Raw genomic sequence first — 15,936 nt, forward strand, 5'->3', positions numbered from 1 at the left:
CCGACATGAACGAGGTGGTGGGAAGCCACGACCTCCTGCTCGTCACCCTCGACACACTCCGCCACGACGTCGCCGCCGAGCTGGCGGCCGCGGGCCGCATCCCGCAGCTGGCCCGCCACCTCCCGGGCGGCCGCTGGGAGGAGCGGCACGCGCCGGGCAGCTTCACCTACGCCTCCCACCAGGCGATCTTCGCGGGCTTCCTGCCCACCCCGGCCGCCCCCGGACCGCATCCGCGCCTGTTCGCGGCGGGTTTCGCGGGCAGCGAGACCACCGCGGGCGGAACCTACGTCTACGACACCCCCGATCTCGTCTCGGGCCTCGCCGAGGACGGTTACCACACCGTGTGCATCGGGGGAGTGGGCTTCTTCAACAAGCAGGGCCCACTGGGCTCGGTGCTGCCCGGCCTGTTCCACGAGTCCCACTGGGCACCGGAGTTCGGCGTCACCTCGCCCGAGTCCTTCGAGAACCAGGTCGCCCGGGCCGAGCAGGTCGTACGCGGACTCCCCCCGGAACAACGGCTGTTCCTCTTCGTCAACGTGTCCGCCCTGCACCAGCCGAACTGGTTCCACCTGCCCGGCGCGACGCGCGAGACCGGCGACAGCCGGGAGACGCACGCCGCCGCGCTGGAGTACGTGGACCGGCACATCGGGCGGCTGTTCGCCGCCGCGAGCAGCAGGCGCCGCTGTTTCGCGATCGTCTGCTCCGACCACGGCACCGCCTACGGCGACGACGGCTACACCGGCCACCGCCTCGGCCACGAGTCCGTGTGGACCGTGCCGTACGCCCACTTCTTCCTCGACCCCGCACCCCGTCCGACGGAGGCCGGCCGATGACCACCGCCGAGCCGGCCACCCGCACCAGCCCCTACCAGCACTACGTCTACGCCTACCCGCACAAGACGGCCTACCGCGGGCTTCCCGGCCGCCCGTCCCTGAAGGCCCTCTGGGCGGCGGAGCCCAAGGACGCGCTCTCCCTGTACCTGCACATACCGTTCTGCGAGGTCCGCTGCGGCTTCTGCAACCTCTTCACCCGCATCGGCGCCCCCGACGGACTGACCGGCGCCTACCTGGACGCCCTGGAACGGCAGGCGGGGGAGGTACGGGAGGCGCTGGGGGAGACGGACGACGTCCGCTTCGCCACGGTCGCCTTCGGCGGGGGCACCCCGACCTTCCTCACCGCCGCCGAGCTGGACCGGCTCTGCGACATCGCCGAGCACCGGATGGGCGCCGACCTGCGCGCGGTCCCGCTCTCGGTCGAGGCCTCGCCCGCCACGGCCACCGCCGACCGCCTGGCCGTCCTGGCAGGCCGGGGCGCCACCCGGCTGAGCCTCGGCGTCCAGAGCTTCGTCGACTCCGAGGCCAGGGCCGCCGTACGCCCGCAGCGCCGCGCCGAGGTCGAGGCGGCCCTCGCCCGGATCCGCGACACCGGCATCCCGGTCCTCAACATCGACCTCATCTACGGCATCGACGGCCAGACCGAGCAGACCTGGCGGCACTCCCTGGACGCGGCTCTGGCCTGGCGTCCCGAGGAGCTCTACCTCTACCCGCTCTACGTCCGCCCGCTGACCGGCCTCGACCGCCGCGGCGCGGGACCGGCGGCGGCCGAGGGCTCCGACCCGGCCTGGGACGAGCAGCGGCTGCGGCTCTACCGCGCCGGCCGCGACCACCTCCTCGCGCACGGCTACACCCAGCAGTCCATGCGGATGTTCCGCCGTACCGACGCCCCGCCGCAGGGCGCGGACGACTACGCCTGCCAGACCGACGGCATGATCGGCCTCGGCTGCGGCGCCCGCTCCTACACGGCCCGACTGCACTACTCCTTCGACTACGCCGTCGGCATGCACCGGATCCGGGGCATCATCGACGACTACGTCGCCGCCGACGCGTCCGCCTTCGCCCACGCCGAGGTCGGTCACCCCATGAACTCCCAGGAGGCGCGCCGCCGCCATCTCCTCCAGTCGCTCCTGCAGGCCGAGGGGCTGCGCCTCGACGACTACCGGACCCGTTTCGGCGGCGCGCCGGCCGACGACTTCGGCCCGGAGCTCCGACGCTTCGCCGAGCGCGGCTGGCTGACCGAGGCGGACCCGTCGGTCCTCAGGCTCACCCCCGAAGGCCTCGCCCACTCCGACGCCGTCGGCCCCGAGCTGTTCTCCCCGTCCGTGCGGGCCGCCATGACCGCCTACGAGCGGAAGTGACGGGCCCGCCATGGATCTGACCCTGCTCTACCGCGGCCCGCTCGCCTCCTGCGACTACGACTGCCCCTACTGCCCGTTCGCGAAGCGACGCGACAGCACGGAACAGCTGCGCGCCGACCGGAGCGCCCTCGAACGGTTCGCGCGGTGGGCGACGGCCCGCACCGACGACAGGCTCTCGCTCCTCTTCACCCCCTGGGGCGAGGGGCTGGTCCGCTCCTGGTACCGGCGCGCCCTCGCCGACCTCTCGCACCTGCCGCACATCCGCCGGGTCGCCATCCAGACCAACCTCAGCTGCCGCACCGACTGGCTCGCCGAGGCCGACCCCGACACCCTGGCCCTGTGGTGCACGTACCACCCGGGCCAGACGCCGTACGACCGTTTCCTCGCCAAGTGCCGCGACCTGTCGGAGCGGGGCATCCGCTACAGCGTCGGCGTGGTCGGACTGCCCGAGCACCTCGACGCGGCCCGCCGGCTGCGCGCCGACCTGCCCGAACCCGTCTACCTGTGGATCAACGCCGCCGAGGGCCACACCTACGAGGACGCCGAGGCCGACCGGTGGACCGCGCTCGACCCGCTCTTCCCGTACAGCCGCCACCCGCACACCAGCGCCGGGCTGCCCTGCCGCACCGGCGACTCGGTGATCTCGGTCGACGGCGAGGGCACCGTCCGGCGCTGCCACTTCGTCCGCGCCGAACTCGGCAACCTCTACGACGGTTCGTACCGCGCCGCCCTGCGCCCCCGACCCTGCCCGCTCGCCGTCTGCGACTGCCACATCGGCTATGTCCATCTCGAGACGCTGCCGCTGTACGACGTCTTCGCGGGCGGGGTCCTGGAGCGGATCCCGGCACCCGTCCCCGCACAGCACTCCGCCCGCATCACGACGATCGCGATGCGGGCGGAGACCACGGGCCTGCGGAGCGTGGACTGACGGGTTACGGCGTCACGTCCGTGACCCTCCAGCGCTGGTTGGCACCGGAGTTGGCCTGCCAGGTGGTGACGGCCGCGCCCTCGTTGGTCGCCTGGCCCCCGACCTCGAGGAGGCGTCCGGTGGCCACGTTGACCAGGGTCCAGGTCCCGTCACCGGTGGTCGACATGATCCACTCGGTGGCCGGGTCGCGCTCGCCGGTGTCGGGTTCGACCACCGGCACGTTGTCGCGGACGGCGAGGCGCTTGCCCTCGGCCGGGTTGGCGAAGACATAGTGCTGGCGGGCGCCGGTCCTGCCGTACCGGGCGTCCAGCTGCCAGTTCTGCGCGGTGGTGCCGTTCGCCGAGCCGATGACCAGGTTGGTGCCGTCGGCCCCGACGGTCACCGCCTTGCCGCTCTGCACACCGGTCAGCGTGTAGGAGTGGCCCTTGCTGAACAGACCCGCGTCCTTCGCCACGCCGGAGACACCTGTGACGGCGAAGGACGTCACGGACTGGGCCGGGACGGTGTAGGTCGCCCTGCCGTCGACGACCTTGACCGGGGCCTGCCGCACGAGCTTGCCGTCGGCGCTGGTGACGGTCGGGGTGACGGTCGCGCTGCCCTTGACCGTGCGGAACCTGGACAGGTCGATGGTGACCGTGCGGGCCCCGGCGGTGCTGTTGACGTGGACGAGGGAGGCGCCCTTGCCGTCCGCGGTCACGGCCGCGGCGCTGGAGGTGTCGTCCACCTTGATCAGCTTGTCGCCGGGCTTGATGAAGTGCGTGAAGTTCCTGGCCGTGTCGAACTTGGTGTTGGTGTAGATCGGGCAGGACTGCAGGGTGTCCGCCTCGGTGCAGCTGAACGGGAGCTGGATGGAGCCCCAGTTGCCGCCCTTCGCGGACTCGCCGCCCGGCTTCATGTTGTCGTAGTCCTCGACCGGCTGCCAGAACACCCAGGCGGTGGGCTCCAGTTCACGCAGGTCGTTGACCATCTGCTGGGCGAGACCGAGGCCCGGACGCATGTCGGTGAAGCTCTGCCCGTCGCCCCAGTCGCCCTCGACCTCGCTCATCCACAGCGGCTTGTCGGCGGCCTTGGCGAGGTCGCGCACGGTGGTGCGCTGACCGGTGCCGTAGGTGTGGACGTTCATCTGGTCGACGAGATCCCTGGAGGCCTGCGAGTAGGCGTTCCAGTTCGTCGCGAAGATGGACGGGTTGGTCTCGTCCATCGCCGATATCTGCGCCTTCGTCTTCGCCTTCTTCAGCGCGGGCGCCAGCGCGGCGAGCACCTTCTGCTGGAGTTCGGGGCCGATGTGGGCGCCCTCCTGACGGCCGCCCACGGGCTGGCCGTCGGCGTCCAGACGGGTGCCCCAGTAGCCGGTGTTGGGCTCGTTGAACGGGTCGACGGTGTCGACCTTGATGCCCTCGGCCTTCTCCAGCCGCTTGGTCGCACCCGCCACGTAGGCGGCGAAGTCGTCGACGGAGTCGGCCTTGAGCTGGTCGGTGTTGGCGTTGAAGCCGCCGGACACGTACCCGCTCTCGGTCATGAACCACGGAGGGGAGTTGCTGAACGTCTCCCAGTGGGTGATGTCCTTCTTGATGCGGTCCACCCACCAGCGCTGGGTGGCGTCGGCGTCCTTGTTCCAGTCGGCCGGGTCGTCCGCGCTCCACCAGTCGGTGTCCTCGCGGGTGGTGCCCTCGGGCGCCTTCCACCAGCCCTCGACGGCACCGCCGGCCCGCAGGTAGTCCGTGACGTCCGGGGCGTTGCCGCCGCCGATGTTGTACCGGGCGATGTTCAGCGCGAGGCCGTCGTCGCCGAAGAGGAGCTTGGCGAGCTTCTCGCGGACGGCCGGGGGATAGTCGCCGGTGGCGTTGGCGAACCAGACGAGGCTGGTGCCCCAGCCCTCGAACTTCTGCTGCTGGTACGACGGATCCGGCGTCACGGTGACGGCGGCCTCGGCGTGCGCCTGCACGGGGACGCCGATGAGGGCGGCCCCGGTGGCCAGCGCGGTGAGTGCGGCGGCCCCGAGGTTCCGTCTGCTGCGGGTACGGCGTGCCATCTGTGCTCCCAACTGCGGTGCGGTCGCTGTGGTGGCCCCTCCTGCCGCGCGGACCGGAGGGGATGGCCCTCGGCACGGGTGCGTGCCGTGCCGAGGAGTCGTGGGGGGTGCGGGGGCGTGACGTCAGTCGACGGGCCGGCGCAGGACGGCGACCTCCCGCGGCCCGAGGACGAGCGCGCCCTCCGTGCCGGCGGTGCCGACCAGCACCTCTCCGTCCAGCCCGGTCACCGGTACCGTGCCGTCCGTCCGGTTGACGAGGAACAGGAAGCGTTCCCCGGTGCCGCGCCGGACGGTCAGCTCGACCGATCCCCGTGCCTCTTCCGGGAGTTCGCTGCCGACCCCGGCCGGCTCCAGCAGCCGGGGCAGCAGCGAGGTGAGCCCGTCGACACCGAGGCGGGTGGAGACGTAGGAGGCCGAACCGCCGCCGGTCGCGCGCCGGGTGACGGCGGGGCGTCCGGCGTGCTCACCGGTGCGGTAGCGCGCCAGGACCTCGGTGGCGCCGTCGGTGACGGTGATCCGGTCGGTCCACAGGCTGCCCGAGGTGGCGTCGTCCAGTTCCACGGACTCCCCGGCGAGCAGCGGACCGAACTCCTCGATGCGGATGCCGAGCAGGTCCCGCAGGGCGCCCGGGTATCCGCCGAGCCACACGTGGTCGTTCTCGTCGACGACCCCGGAGAAGTAAGTGGTGACGAGGTGGCCGCCCTGCTCGGCGTAGCGCGTGAGGTCCTTGGCCAGTTCGGCCGGCACCACGTGCAGCACGGGCGCGATGAGCACCTGGTGCCGGGAGAGGTCGGCCCGGGTGGTGACGAGGTCGGCGCGGATGCCGAGGGAGAGCAGCGCCGAGTACCAGTCGAGCGCCTCCTGCCGATAGTCCAGCAGCGCGGTGGGGTGCGAATCCTGCTCACTGGCCCACCACGACTCCCAGTCGTAGAGGATGCCGACGGCCGCCGACTCGCGCTCCGAACCCGCCACCGGCGCGAGGGTCTTCAGCGTGGCGCCCAGTTCGGCCACCGCGCGGAACAGGTCGCTGTCGGGGCCGGCGTGCGGGACCATCGCGGAGTGGTACTTCTCGGCGCCGGCCGCCGACTGCCGCCACTGGAAGAAGCACACCGCGTCCGCGCCGTGCGCCACGTGCAGCAGCGAGTCACGGGCCAGATCGCCGGGCCGCTTCGCCACGTTGACCGGCTGCCAGTTGACGGCGCTGGTGGAGTGCTCCATCAGGAACCAGGGCCGGCCGGCCGCGATGCCGCTGGTGAGGTTCGCGGAGAAGGACAGCTCGTCGCGGTCCTGGGGGCCGGGGTGAACGTAGTGGTCGTTGGAGACGAAGTCGATCTCGCCCGCCCAGTCCGGGTAGTTCATGCCCTTGGTGTTGCCCATCACCATGAAGTTCGTGGTGACCGGGATACCCGGCGTGATCTCCTTGAGGATCTCCCGCTCGGCGATCAGGTGGTCCTTCAGGGCGTCGGAGGAGAACCGCTTGAAGTCCAGCTGCTGGGTCGGGTTGGGGTGCGAGGCGGCCAGCCGCGGCGGCAGGAGCTGCTCCCAGTCGCTGTAGCGCTGCGACCAGAACGCGGTGCCCCAGGCGTGGTTGAGGGCGTCGAGGGAGCCGTAGCGGGCACGCAGCCACACCCGGAAGGCGCGGGCCGCGTCGTCCGAGTAGTCGTAGACGTTGTGACAGCCCAGCTCGTTGGAGACGTGCCAGGCGACCAGCGCCGGGTGGTCCTGGTAGCGGTCGGCGATCTTGCGGACCAGGCGCAGGGCGTAGTCACGGAAGACGGGAGAGGTCGGCCGCCAGTGCTGGCGGGCACCCGGCCACAGCGTCTCGCCACCGGCGGTGACCGGGAGGATCTCGGGGTGGGCCGTGGTCAGCCACGGGGGCGGGGAGGCGGTGGCTGTGGCCAGGTCGACGCCGATCCCGCCGGCGTGCAGCAGGTCCATGACCTCGTCGAGCCAGCCGAAGTCCCAGGTGTCCGGGCCCGGCTGGATACGGGCCCAGGAGAAGATCCCCACGGAGACGACGGTGACGCCGGCCTCCTGCATCAGCCGCACGTCCTCCTCCCACACGTCCCGGGGCCACTGCTCGGGGTTGTAGTCGGCGCCGTACGCCAGACGCGGAGCGGGGTCACCGTCCGCCCCGCGCAGCATGCGGGACTGGAGGGTGGAGATCATGGCGGTCCTTCCGAGATTGGTGCACGGGGGCGGCGCGGCCCGGGTGCCGCGCCGCCCGGCGTTTCTTGCTCGTCGGCTGTCGCCGACCGGTTCCCTACTGCTCGCCGACTACTTCTCGACGGTGAAGCCCTGCTCCTCGCCGTACTTGACCGAGGCGTCCTGCCAGGCCTTCAGGCCGTCTGCCAGCTTGGTGGTGGAGACGTACGCCTTGCCGACCGTGTCGTTGAAGATCGAGTTCGCGTACGGCTGGAAGGGGAGGTACGACCAGTCGCTCGCCACGTTGGCGGCCGACTCGGCGAAGATCTTGTTGGCTTCCTGGCCGCCGAAGTAGTCGAACTTCTTGCTCTGGAACGAGGCCGACTCCAGCTCCGCCTTGGTGGCGGGGAAGGCGCCCTCGCTGACGCGGGTGGCGACACCGGCGCCGGAGTTGGCGTACTCGGTGAAGGCGTAGGCGAGTTCCTTGTTCTTGGCCAGCGCCGGGACGGCCAGCGAGCTGCCGCCGTTCTCCGCGCTCGCCTTGTCGCCCGCGGTCCAGGCCGGCATCGCCGCCGCGCGCCACTGGCCCTTGGCGTTCGGGACGCCGGTGACGAAGTTGGCGGGCATCCAGGCGCCGGTGGCCAGGGTGGCGATGGTGCCGTCGCCCAGACCCTTGTACCAGTCGTCGGTCCAGCCGTTGACGGGGGCGAGCAGCTTCTCGTCGATCAGCTTCTGCCAGACCGTCTCGAACTTCTTGGCGCCCGCGTCGTCGAAGTTGACGGCGACCTTGGTGCCGTCGACCTTGTAGGGGCGCGAACCGGCCTGCCACAGCAGGGAGGTGGTGAAGCCCGCGTCACCGAGGTCGTTGGCGATGTAGGCCTTCGGGTCGGCCTTGTGGAGCTTGCGGGCCGCGTCCAGGTACTCGTCCCAGGTGGTGGGGACGGTGATCTTGTACTTGTCGAAGACCGTCTTGTTGTAGAACAGCGCCATCGGACCCGAGTCCATCGGCAGGCCGTAGACCTTGTCGCCGTCGCTGACCGCGTTCCACGGACCGGGCGTGTACTTCGAGGCGAGCTTGTCGGCGCCGTAAGGGGCCAGGTCGGTCAGGCCCTTCGTCAGGGAGTACTGGCCGAGCGCGAAGTACTCGACCTGGGCCACGTCCGGGACACCCTTGCCGGCCGAGATCGCGTTGGACAGCGCGGTGTAGTGCTTGTCGCCGGAGCGCTCGCTGACCAGGTTGACCTTGACCTTCGGGTACTTCTTCTGGAAGTCGGCGGCCACGGTCTTCAGAGTGGGCTCCCAGGCCCAGACCGTGATGTCGCCGCCCTTGTCCAGGGCAGCCTGGATGTCGCCGGCGGAGACGGCCTTCGTGTCGGAGTCGTCGTCCGAGCCGCCGCAGGCGGTGACGCCCAGGGCGAGGGTGGAGACGAGGGCGATGCCGCGCAGGATGCGGCTCGTTGTTCTGCGCATGGGACTTCCACTTCTTCGTGGGTGGGGCAGGTGAGGGTGGGGGTGGTGCTGGTGTTGCTCACATGTGGGGCTTGGGGGCGCGGCCCGCGTCACTCCTTGACACTTCCGGCGGCGAGGCCGGACTGCCAGTACTTCTGGAGGAACAGGAAGGCGGCGATCAGGGGAAGGATCGTGAGCAGGGAGCCCGTGATCACCAGGTTGAAGATCACGTCGCCGCCGATGGTCTGGGCCTGGGAGCTCCAGGCGCTCAGACCCAGCGTCAGCGGGTACCAGTCCGGGTCCTTCAGCATGATGAGCGGGAGGAAGTAGTTGTTCCAGGTGGCGACCGTGGTGAACAGCAGCACCGTCACGATCCCGGGGGCCAGCAGCGGCAGCGCGACCTGGAAGAAGGTCCGCGCCTCGCTCGCCCCGTCCATCCGGGCCGCCTCCAGCAGCTCGGTCGGGATCGCTTCGGCGGCGAACACCCACATCAGATAGAGGCCGAACGGCGACACGAGCGACGGGATGATCACCGCCCAGGGGGTGTCGGTCAGCCCCATCTTGCTGAACATCAGGAAGGTCGGCACCGCCAGCGCCGTACCCGGCACGGCTACCGCGCCGATCACCACCGCGAAGATCGCACGCTTGCCGGGGAAGTCGAACTTCGCCAGCGCGTACCCGCCCAGCACCGCCAGCAGCGTCGCGCCGCCCGCACCGAGCACCACGTACAGCAGGGTGTTCAGCAGCCAGCGGCCGAAGATGCCGTCGTGGTAGGTGAAGGTGTCCCGGATGTTGTCCCACAGGGCGAAGTCGTGGGCGAACCACAGGCCGTTGGAGTCGGCCAGGCCCGCCTGGGTCTTCGTCGAGTTGATGATCAGCCAGATCAGCGGCACCACGGTGTAGAGGACCATCACGGCCATCAGCACCGTCAGCAGCACATTGCGCTTCGGCTTGCCCGGCGTGCGCTTCTTGCCGGGGGTCCGCAGTCTGGGGGCGGTGCTCTTCGCGGGAGGAGCGGTGACAGAGGTGCTCATCGGGTCACGCTCCCTTGCGCATGCCGCGCAGCTGGACGGCATAGGCGACGATCATCGTGATGACGCCCATGATGATGGCCACCGTCGCGGAGTAGTTGTGCTGCTGGCCGTTGAAGGACAGCGAGTACGTGTAGAAGTTCGGCGTGTAGTCCGTGGTGATGGAGTTCAGCGCCAGCGGACGCAGGATGCTCGGCTCGTTGAAGAGCTGGAAGCTGCCGATGATCGAGAAGATCGTCGCGATGACGATCGCGCCCCGGATCGCGGGCAGTTTGATCGAGCTGATGATCCGCCACTGACCGGCGCCGTCGATCTCCGCCGCCTCGTACAGCGAGGTCGGGATGACGCGCAGCGCGGAGTAGAAGATCAGCATGTTGTACCCGACGAACTCCCAGGTCACGATGTTGCCGATGGAGGCGAGCACCCAGTCGGGGGAGAGCAGGTCCGGCAGTGCGACACCGAACGCGGAGTTGATGTCGCCCACCAGGCCGTACTTGGTGCCGTACATGAAGCCCCACATCAGCGTGGCGACCACGGCGGGCACGGCGTACGGCAGGAAGATCGTGATCCGGAAGAAGCTCTTGCCGTAGAGCCGGCCGCTGTCCAGTGCCAGCGCCACCAGCAGGGCGATGCCCAGCATGATCGGCACCTGGATCGCCAGGAAGAGCGCCACCCGGCCGACCGCCGACCAGAACGCGTCGTCCTGGAGGGCCCCGCGTGTAGTTGTCCAGCCCGACGAACTGGTTGCCGCCGATCAGCTGGTCACGGAAGAGGCTCAGGTAGACCGAGTACATGATCGGGGCCAGGAAGACCAGGGCGAACACGGCCACGAAGGGACCGATGAAACCCCACCCCGTCCAGGAGCGGCGGTCCCCTTTCGCCGGAGGAGGGGCCGGCCGCGGCTCGGCGGCCACCGGCGGTTGCAGCGTCGTCATGTCGTTCCTCGCTCGTCCAGTCCTGGAACCGGGGCGGCGTTGCGCGGAGATTCCCGAACGCCCCACCGCCACCATGATGTTTACGTAAACATCAGCCACACAAGAGGCTCGGCAAGCTGTTATGTTTACGTAAACATCTGATGGCGGCATGTCTACACTGCCCCGATAACGATGGTCAAGGGTCCTCCGGGGAGACCGTGGCACCTGCGCCGACAGAGAGGTGGGCACACCGAGTGGACATGGCTGAAAGAACGCCGGACAGAACCCCGGGACGCGGCCGGGCCACGGCCTCCATGGCGGACGTCGCTCGGCTGGCCGGGGTGTCCTCGCAGACCGTCTCACGGGTCTCCAACGGTTACGCCGGTGTGAACGAGGAGACCCGGCAGCAGGTCCTCGAGGCCATGAAGGAACTCGGCTACCGGCCCAACAGTGCCGCCCGCGCCCTCAAGCGCGGTGAGTTCCGCACGATCGGCGTCATCACCTTCACGCTGTCCACGACCGGCAACGTGCGCACCCTGGAGGCGATCGCGACCTCGGCGGCCGCCGAGGGCTACGCGGTGACCCTGCTCCCGGTGGCCGTCCCCACCACCGACGAGGTGCGCGGCGCGTTCTCCCGGCTGGAGGAACTGGCCGTCGACGCGGTGATCGTCATCATGGAGGTCCACCTGCTGGACGCGGCCACCGTGAAACTCCCGCCGCACGTCCAGGTCGTCGTCGTGGACTCCGACGCCGGCGACCACTACACCGTGGTGGACACCGACCAGGCGGGCGGCACCAAAACCGCCGTCCAGCATCTTCTCGACCTCGGCCATCGGACCGTCTGGCATCTCGGCGGCCCCGAGGGCTCCTTCGCCGCACAGCGCCGCGCGGACGCCTGGCGGGCCGCCCTCACCGAGGCGGGCCGCACCGCGCCGCCGCTGGTCAGGGGCGACTGGTCGGCCGAGTCCGGCTACCTGGCCGGCCGCGAGCTGGCGGCCCGTGAGGACTGCACCGCTGTCTTCGCGGCCAACGACCAGATGGCACTGGGCCTGCTGCGCGCCCTGCACGAGAACGGCCGCCGGGTGCCCGAGGACGTCAGCGTGATCGGCTTCGACGACATCCCCGAGGCGGGTTCCTTCCTGCCCCCGCTCACCACCCTGCACCAGGACTTCGCCGAGGTCGGCCGGCTCTGCGTCCAGGCGGTGCTGCGCAAGATGCGTCCGGACGGTTCGGAACACGGAACGACGCTCGTACCGACGCGGCTGGTCCTGCGGCAGAGCACGGCGCCGCCGCCCGCGACACGCTGACGGCGGCGGCTTCGGACACCGGTGTCGTCCGGCGGTGACCGCTGCGGATGCCGGTACCCGTACCCGGCGCTGTGGGCTGCGGATGCCGGTACCCGGCGGTGACCGGCGCGGCCGCCGGTGCCGGACGGCGAGCGCCTGGGGCGTGCGTCCGTGGCCACGGCGAGTGTCTCGGGTATGCGCCTGCGGCGACTGCGAGTGTCTCGGGTATCGCGCCCGTGGCGACTGCGAGCGTCTGGGGCGGCCGCCGGTGCCGGACGGCGAGCGCCTGGGGCGTGGGCCTGTGGCGACTGCGAGTGTCTCGGGTATGCGCCTGCGGCCACGGCGAGTGTCTCGGTATGCGCGCGGCCACTGTGACGGCCTCGGGTGTCCGCTCGTGGTCGTCTTTGTGGCGGGCCGCCCGTAGCGCGCGGGCGTTCGCGCGGGGCGCGGGGCTACTTCGGGTGTTCGCCCACGGCGCGGGCCGCCGTCCGCCAGGCCGCGGTGACGGCGAGCCGGGCGGCCGCCGTGCCGCGCTCCGTCTCCGCGGGCAGTCGCAGCGGCGCACCGAGGTGGACATGGCAGTGCGGACGCCGGACCGGCGCCGTCAACGTGCCCGCCAGCTGCTTCGCCGCCGACCCCGAGGCGATGCGCCGGGCGCCCGCGTGGCCCACCGGCACGACCAGCGCGCCGGTCGCTTGGGCCAGACGGGCGAGCCCGGTTCGGAACGGCTCGGGCGCGGTGGCCGACGCGTCCCTGCGGCGCGGCAGTCGGCCCTCGCCGTACAGGAGTACGTGCCGACCGCCGGCCAGCGCCTCGGCGGCGGCGTCGAGGGCCAGCGCGGCATGCGCCGTACGGCGGTGGACCGGGATGTGACCCTCACGGCTCAACGCCCTGCCGAGCAGCGGTATGCGCCACAGCCCGGCGGTCGCCATCACCACCGGTTCGAACTCCAGCCGGCGCAGCGCGGTCATGACGACGGCGGGGTCGGCCATGGAGTCGTGGTTGGCCACGAAGAGCGTCCCCGCGGGCAGGCGCAGCTTGATCTCACTGGTGACGGTGAGCCGCCCGAAGAGCGGTGTCAGGGCGATGACGGCACGGCTGAACACGAGGGAACCTCCGGTGAGGGCGATCGGAGCCTCAGTGTCGTGCCGCGGGGGAGCGGGACGCCTGAGTACGGATACTCAAGGAGCTGGGGCGTTCCGCCGGGGGAGCGTTACGGCCCGGACGGCGGACGCGCCCCCACCGGCCGAGTGCGTGGCGTCCGCCAGGTCGAGGCGACCCACCGGTCCGGCGTAACTGCCGGGCCCGCAAGGGGACGAGTCCGGCGGTTGCGCCGGACTCGTCCCCTTGCCGGGGCCGCCCTGGTTCTCTTCTGTGTCCGGTGGTTCCGGTGCCGGGCGATCTGCGGGGGCATGCCCCTCCGGTCGCCCGACCGCCTGGTCAGACGTTGACGCCGAAGTCGGCGGCGATCCCGGCCAGGCCGGAGGCGTAACCCTGGCCCACGGCACGGAACTTCCACTCCGCGCCGTTGCGGTACAGCTCGCCGAAGACCATCGCGGTCTCGGTGGAGGCGTCCTCGGAGAGGTCGTAGCGGGCGATTTCCTGGCCGCCGGCCTGGTTGACGACGCGGATGAACGCGTTGCGGACCTGGCCGAAGCTCTGGCCGCGGTTCTCGGCGTCGTGGATGGAGACCGGGAAGACGATCTTGTCGATCCCGGCGGGAACGGCGGCGAGGTTCACCTTGACCGACTCGTCGTCGCCCTCGCCCTCACCGGTGAGGTTGTCGCCCGTGTGCTCGACCGAACCGTCCGGGCTCTTCAGGTTGTTGTAGAAGACGAAGTGCTGGTCGGACAGGACCTTGCCGGACGCGTCCAGGAGCAGGGCCGAGGCGTCGAGGTCGTAGTCGGTGCCCGTGGTCGTGCGCACGTCCCAGCCCAGACCGACCAGAACCGCGGTCAGGCCCGGCGCCTCCTTGCTCAGGGACACGTTGCCACCCTTGGACAGGGAAACTCCCACTGTCTTCCTCCTGGTCGAGACTGGTCGAGCTGTCACGCGCGGTTGCGCCCGAGTCGAAACTACAGCAATGTAGAAATGATGGGGAAATATGCTTACGGGCGCTCAGGTTCCGAACTCGGTTGCGCGGTGCGGCAGAAGGGCGCGACGTCCGGCATCGCTCGCGAGCTGCTCGGCCGGTCCGACGATGATGCGCTGGGGTCCGCCGACGTGACAGAGCCGACAGCTCCTCCCGTACCGCGCCGGCCTTCCGGCGAGTTCCGCGCCGCCACGGGCGCGCAGACGGGCGACGACCTCCTCGGGGCCGGGGTCCGCCGCATGGCGACTTCGCGGCGGACGTCACCGACACCGGGACGGTGTGGCACGTCAACTCCGCCGGTGGCCCGGCCGTTACCCGGCCAACCAGCCGATCCGGACCCGTCTCAAGCCTGTGCGTGGCCGTACCGCGCCCTTGCCGGGGCCAGATCGGGTTCACCGAACCGGGCACGCAGCAGGCCGAAGGCGTGCTCCTTGTCCGCGCCGAACCTCGACACCCGGGCGGTATAGGAACCGGCGGTCAGGAAGGTCGGGGGAGTGGTCTTGCTGTGGAACTTGTCCGCGTACATCACCAGTTGCTCTTCGGCGGTCTCGGCGAGGTAGTCGGCCTCGGGTATGGGGAGCCCCTGATCGCGGATGTCGTGCCGGGTGAGACCGACTCCCGTGTGGCAGGAGCAGAAGCGGCACAGGCGCTCGGGGAATCCCTCCTCATGGAGGATCTCGTGGCCGAGGACGCCATGACGGATGTAGTTGCGGTGATCGAGCCGACCGGCCTCGTCGTACAGCCGGTAGACGCCGATGTCGTGCAGCAGCGCTCCGACACGGACGAGGTCGAGGTCGATGTCGAGGGGCGGGTCCGTCCGTGCCGCGAGCTGTTCGGCGATGCCGCTGACGATCTCGCAGTGGGTGAAGACGAGGTCCAGAGCCTCGTGCGAGGGCGCGTACCGCTCGTGCAGGGCCCGTACCTCGTCGACCGTCGGAAGGATCACTTCGGCAGCGTACCGGTACGTGACCGGGTCAGATGAAGCCGTGGTGGCTGATCCTCGAGTGACCACAGGTGTCCCTGGCGCACCGGTGCTCGATGCCTTCGTACTGGTCGCAGGGGCATCGGTAGCAGTACTGGGCGTCCGGGTCGAACCGGCGCGCGGTGGCGGTCAGCCGGGCGTTGGCGGTCTCGTCGAAGCTGCGCAGCTGCTTCTCGAGGCCGTCGAAGTCGGCTTCGTTCGCTGCGTACGCCTTCTTCTGATCCTCTGTCAGGTCGTCCCTGGGCTCCATGTTCCCTCCCGGCACCGGGATCGGGTGTGCTTCTCCTCTCCTCAGGATGACCCTCTGACCCGCGGACCGCATCAGCAATCGTCCTCGGGCGCGGGTCACGCGTGGCTGAGGATCACCAGCAGTGCGGTGCCCTCCGCGAGGACCTGGGCGGCGAGCGCAGCCTGGCGCACCCGCACGGCCGGTGCGGCCACGGCGACGAGGAACGCCACAGCACCGGCGCCCGTACCCCACTCGAACAGCCAGCCGGGCAGCGAGGCGGCGCACTGCTCGCCGTACGTCAGGCAGCGCCCTGCCCGCTCCGAGGTCAGCGTCAGCACGCCGACCGCCAGGGTCGCCGGCACGAACAGGAGGGCGGCCATGGCGGCCCACAGTCGCGTGCGGTCCGTCGGCGAACCGGACTGGAACGGGGGGACGGGGGCGGAAGCGGATTCGGATGCGGACGTGGCTGCGTTCATGTCCCCATCCCATCCGGCGGGCCGACGCCACACAGCCGCCCGGCTACTCAGATTCCGGGTGCGACATACTCAGCCGCCGCTGGGTTCCGGCTGCGCGAGCTCTGCGGTCCGACAGGCCGATTCACCGTGGATTCCGTCGTCACCGCGCTCACCATGCGCTTCGCCGGAGCGGCGAGTG

Annotated in this window: 13 protein-coding genes and 1 pseudogene; 4 read left to right on the forward strand and 10 right to left on the reverse strand. The window is 70.6% G+C overall.

The annotated features are described in order from the left end of the window. The first annotated feature begins 5 nt into the window (after positions 1–5). Genes QF030_RS36600 through QF030_RS36610 form a run of 3 tightly spaced genes read left to right on the forward strand, consistent with a single transcriptional unit; the run spans position 6 to position 3,122 of the window. Entirely contained in the window at positions 6–833 is an 828-nt protein-coding gene (locus QF030_RS36600) for an STM4013/SEN3800 family hydrolase (protein ID WP_307167821.1), read from the forward strand. After that, positions 830–2,194 carry an STM4012 family radical SAM protein gene (locus tag QF030_RS36605; protein ID WP_307166852.1) on the forward strand — a complete coding sequence of 455 codons (1,365 nt, stop codon included), beginning with the start codon at positions 830–832 and terminating at the stop codon, positions 2,192–2,194. Before QF030_RS36600 ends, QF030_RS36605 begins: the two co-directional genes overlap by 4 nt. Before the next feature lie 10 nt (positions 2,195–2,204). Continuing rightward, complete coding sequence (locus QF030_RS36610) at positions 2,205–3,122, forward strand: STM4011 family radical SAM protein (RefSeq protein ID WP_307166853.1); 918 nt, start codon at positions 2,205–2,207, stop codon at positions 3,120–3,122. Positions 3,123–3,126: 4 nt separating this feature from the next. Here QF030_RS36610 and QF030_RS36615 read toward each other — a convergent pair whose 3' ends face one another. The 5 genes and pseudogenes from QF030_RS36615 to QF030_RS36635 all read right to left on the reverse strand — a co-directional run bounded on the left by QF030_RS36615 (position 3,127) and on the right by QF030_RS36635 (position 10,714). Then, the gene (locus QF030_RS36615) at positions 3,127–5,154 is read right to left on the reverse strand and encodes a glycoside hydrolase (protein WP_307166854.1); all 2,028 of its coding nucleotides are present in this window, start codon (positions 5,152–5,154) and stop codon (positions 3,127–3,129) included. A 123-nt stretch (positions 5,155–5,277) separates the two neighbouring features. After that, positions 5,278–7,323 carry a beta-galactosidase gene (locus QF030_RS36620; RefSeq protein ID WP_307166855.1) on the reverse strand — a complete coding sequence of 682 codons (2,046 nt, stop codon included), beginning with the start codon at positions 7,321–7,323 and terminating at the stop codon, positions 5,278–5,280. Between the two features lie 108 nt (positions 7,324–7,431). Further along, positions 7,432–8,769: an ABC transporter substrate-binding protein gene (locus tag QF030_RS36625; protein WP_307166856.1), complete on the reverse strand. Its 1,338-nt coding sequence runs from the start codon at positions 8,767–8,769 to the stop codon at positions 7,432–7,434. Between the two features lie 89 nt (positions 8,770–8,858). Further along, complete coding sequence (locus QF030_RS36630; RefSeq protein ID WP_307166857.1) at positions 8,859–9,782, reverse strand: carbohydrate ABC transporter permease; 924 nt, start codon at positions 9,780–9,782, stop codon at positions 8,859–8,861. Between the two features lie 4 nt (positions 9,783–9,786). Then, positions 9,787–10,714, reverse strand: a pseudogene (locus QF030_RS36635) (carbohydrate ABC transporter permease). A 293-nt stretch (positions 10,715–11,007) separates the two neighbouring features. Between QF030_RS36635 and QF030_RS36640 the strand changes: the two are divergent. Beyond that, positions 11,008–12,000 carry a LacI family DNA-binding transcriptional regulator gene (locus tag QF030_RS36640; RefSeq protein ID WP_373428941.1) on the forward strand — a complete coding sequence of 331 codons (993 nt, stop codon included), beginning with the start codon at positions 11,008–11,010 and terminating at the stop codon, positions 11,998–12,000. 431 nt (positions 12,001–12,431) lie between these two features. On the opposite strand, the gene QF030_RS36645 is transcribed toward QF030_RS36640, so the two are convergent. The 5 genes from QF030_RS36645 to QF030_RS36665 all read right to left on the reverse strand — a co-directional run bounded on the left by QF030_RS36645 (position 12,432) and on the right by QF030_RS36665 (position 15,758). Continuing rightward, positions 12,432–13,085: a lysophospholipid acyltransferase family protein gene (locus tag QF030_RS36645; protein ID WP_307166859.1), complete on the reverse strand. Its 654-nt coding sequence runs from the start codon at positions 13,083–13,085 to the stop codon at positions 12,432–12,434. A 334-nt stretch (positions 13,086–13,419) separates the two neighbouring features. Further along, entirely contained in the window at positions 13,420–13,995 is a 576-nt protein-coding gene (locus QF030_RS36650) for a TerD family protein (protein WP_307166860.1), read from the reverse strand. A gap of 419 nt (positions 13,996–14,414) precedes the next feature. After that, complete coding sequence (locus QF030_RS36655) at positions 14,415–15,017, reverse strand: HD domain-containing protein (protein ID WP_307166861.1); 603 nt, start codon at positions 15,015–15,017, stop codon at positions 14,415–14,417. A gap of 28 nt (positions 15,018–15,045) precedes the next feature. Next, positions 15,046–15,303, reverse strand: coding sequence for a hypothetical protein (locus QF030_RS36660; protein WP_307166862.1), 258 nt, complete (start codon positions 15,301–15,303; stop codon positions 15,046–15,048). 95 nt (positions 15,304–15,398) lie between these two features. Further along, positions 15,399–15,758, reverse strand: coding sequence for a hypothetical protein (locus QF030_RS36665; RefSeq protein ID WP_307166863.1), 360 nt, complete (start codon positions 15,756–15,758; stop codon positions 15,399–15,401). Positions 15,759–15,936 lie beyond the last annotated feature (178 nt).

It is taken from the genome of Streptomyces rishiriensis (assembly GCF_030815485.1).
In the GTDB taxonomy this organism is placed as follows: domain Bacteria; phylum Actinomycetota; class Actinomycetes; order Streptomycetales; family Streptomycetaceae; genus Streptomyces; species Streptomyces rishiriensis_A.

Bases quoted from the DNA above. Each gene is read 5' to 3' on its own strand.
- QF030_RS36600 (WP_307167821.1), top strand. From the start codon at position 6: ATGAACGAGGTGGTGGGAAGCCACGACCTCCTGCTCGTCACCCTCGAC.
- QF030_RS36605 (WP_307166852.1), top strand. From the start codon at position 830: ATGACCACCGCCGAGCCGGCCACCCGCACCAGCCCCTACCAGCACTAC.
- QF030_RS36610 (WP_307166853.1), top strand. From the start codon at position 2,205: ATGGATCTGACCCTGCTCTACCGCGGCCCGCTCGCCTCCTGCGACTAC.
- QF030_RS36615 (WP_307166854.1), bottom strand. From the start codon at position 5,154: ATGGCACGCCGTACCCGCAGCAGACGGAACCTCGGGGCCGCCGCACTC.
- QF030_RS36620 (WP_307166855.1), bottom strand. From the start codon at position 7,323: ATGATCTCCACCCTCCAGTCCCGCATGCTGCGCGGGGCGGACGGTGAC.
- QF030_RS36625 (WP_307166856.1), bottom strand. From the start codon at position 8,769: ATGCGCAGAACAACGAGCCGCATCCTGCGCGGCATCGCCCTCGTCTCC.
- QF030_RS36630 (WP_307166857.1), bottom strand. From the start codon at position 9,782: ATGAGCACCTCTGTCACCGCTCCTCCCGCGAAGAGCACCGCCCCCAGA.
- QF030_RS36640 (WP_373428941.1), top strand. From the start codon at position 11,008: ATGGCGGACGTCGCTCGGCTGGCCGGGGTGTCCTCGCAGACCGTCTCA.
- QF030_RS36660 (WP_307166862.1), bottom strand. From the start codon at position 15,303: ATGGAGCCCAGGGACGACCTGACAGAGGATCAGAAGAAGGCGTACGCA.
- QF030_RS36665 (WP_307166863.1), bottom strand. From the start codon at position 15,758: ATGAACGCAGCCACGTCCGCATCCGAATCCGCTTCCGCCCCCGTCCCC.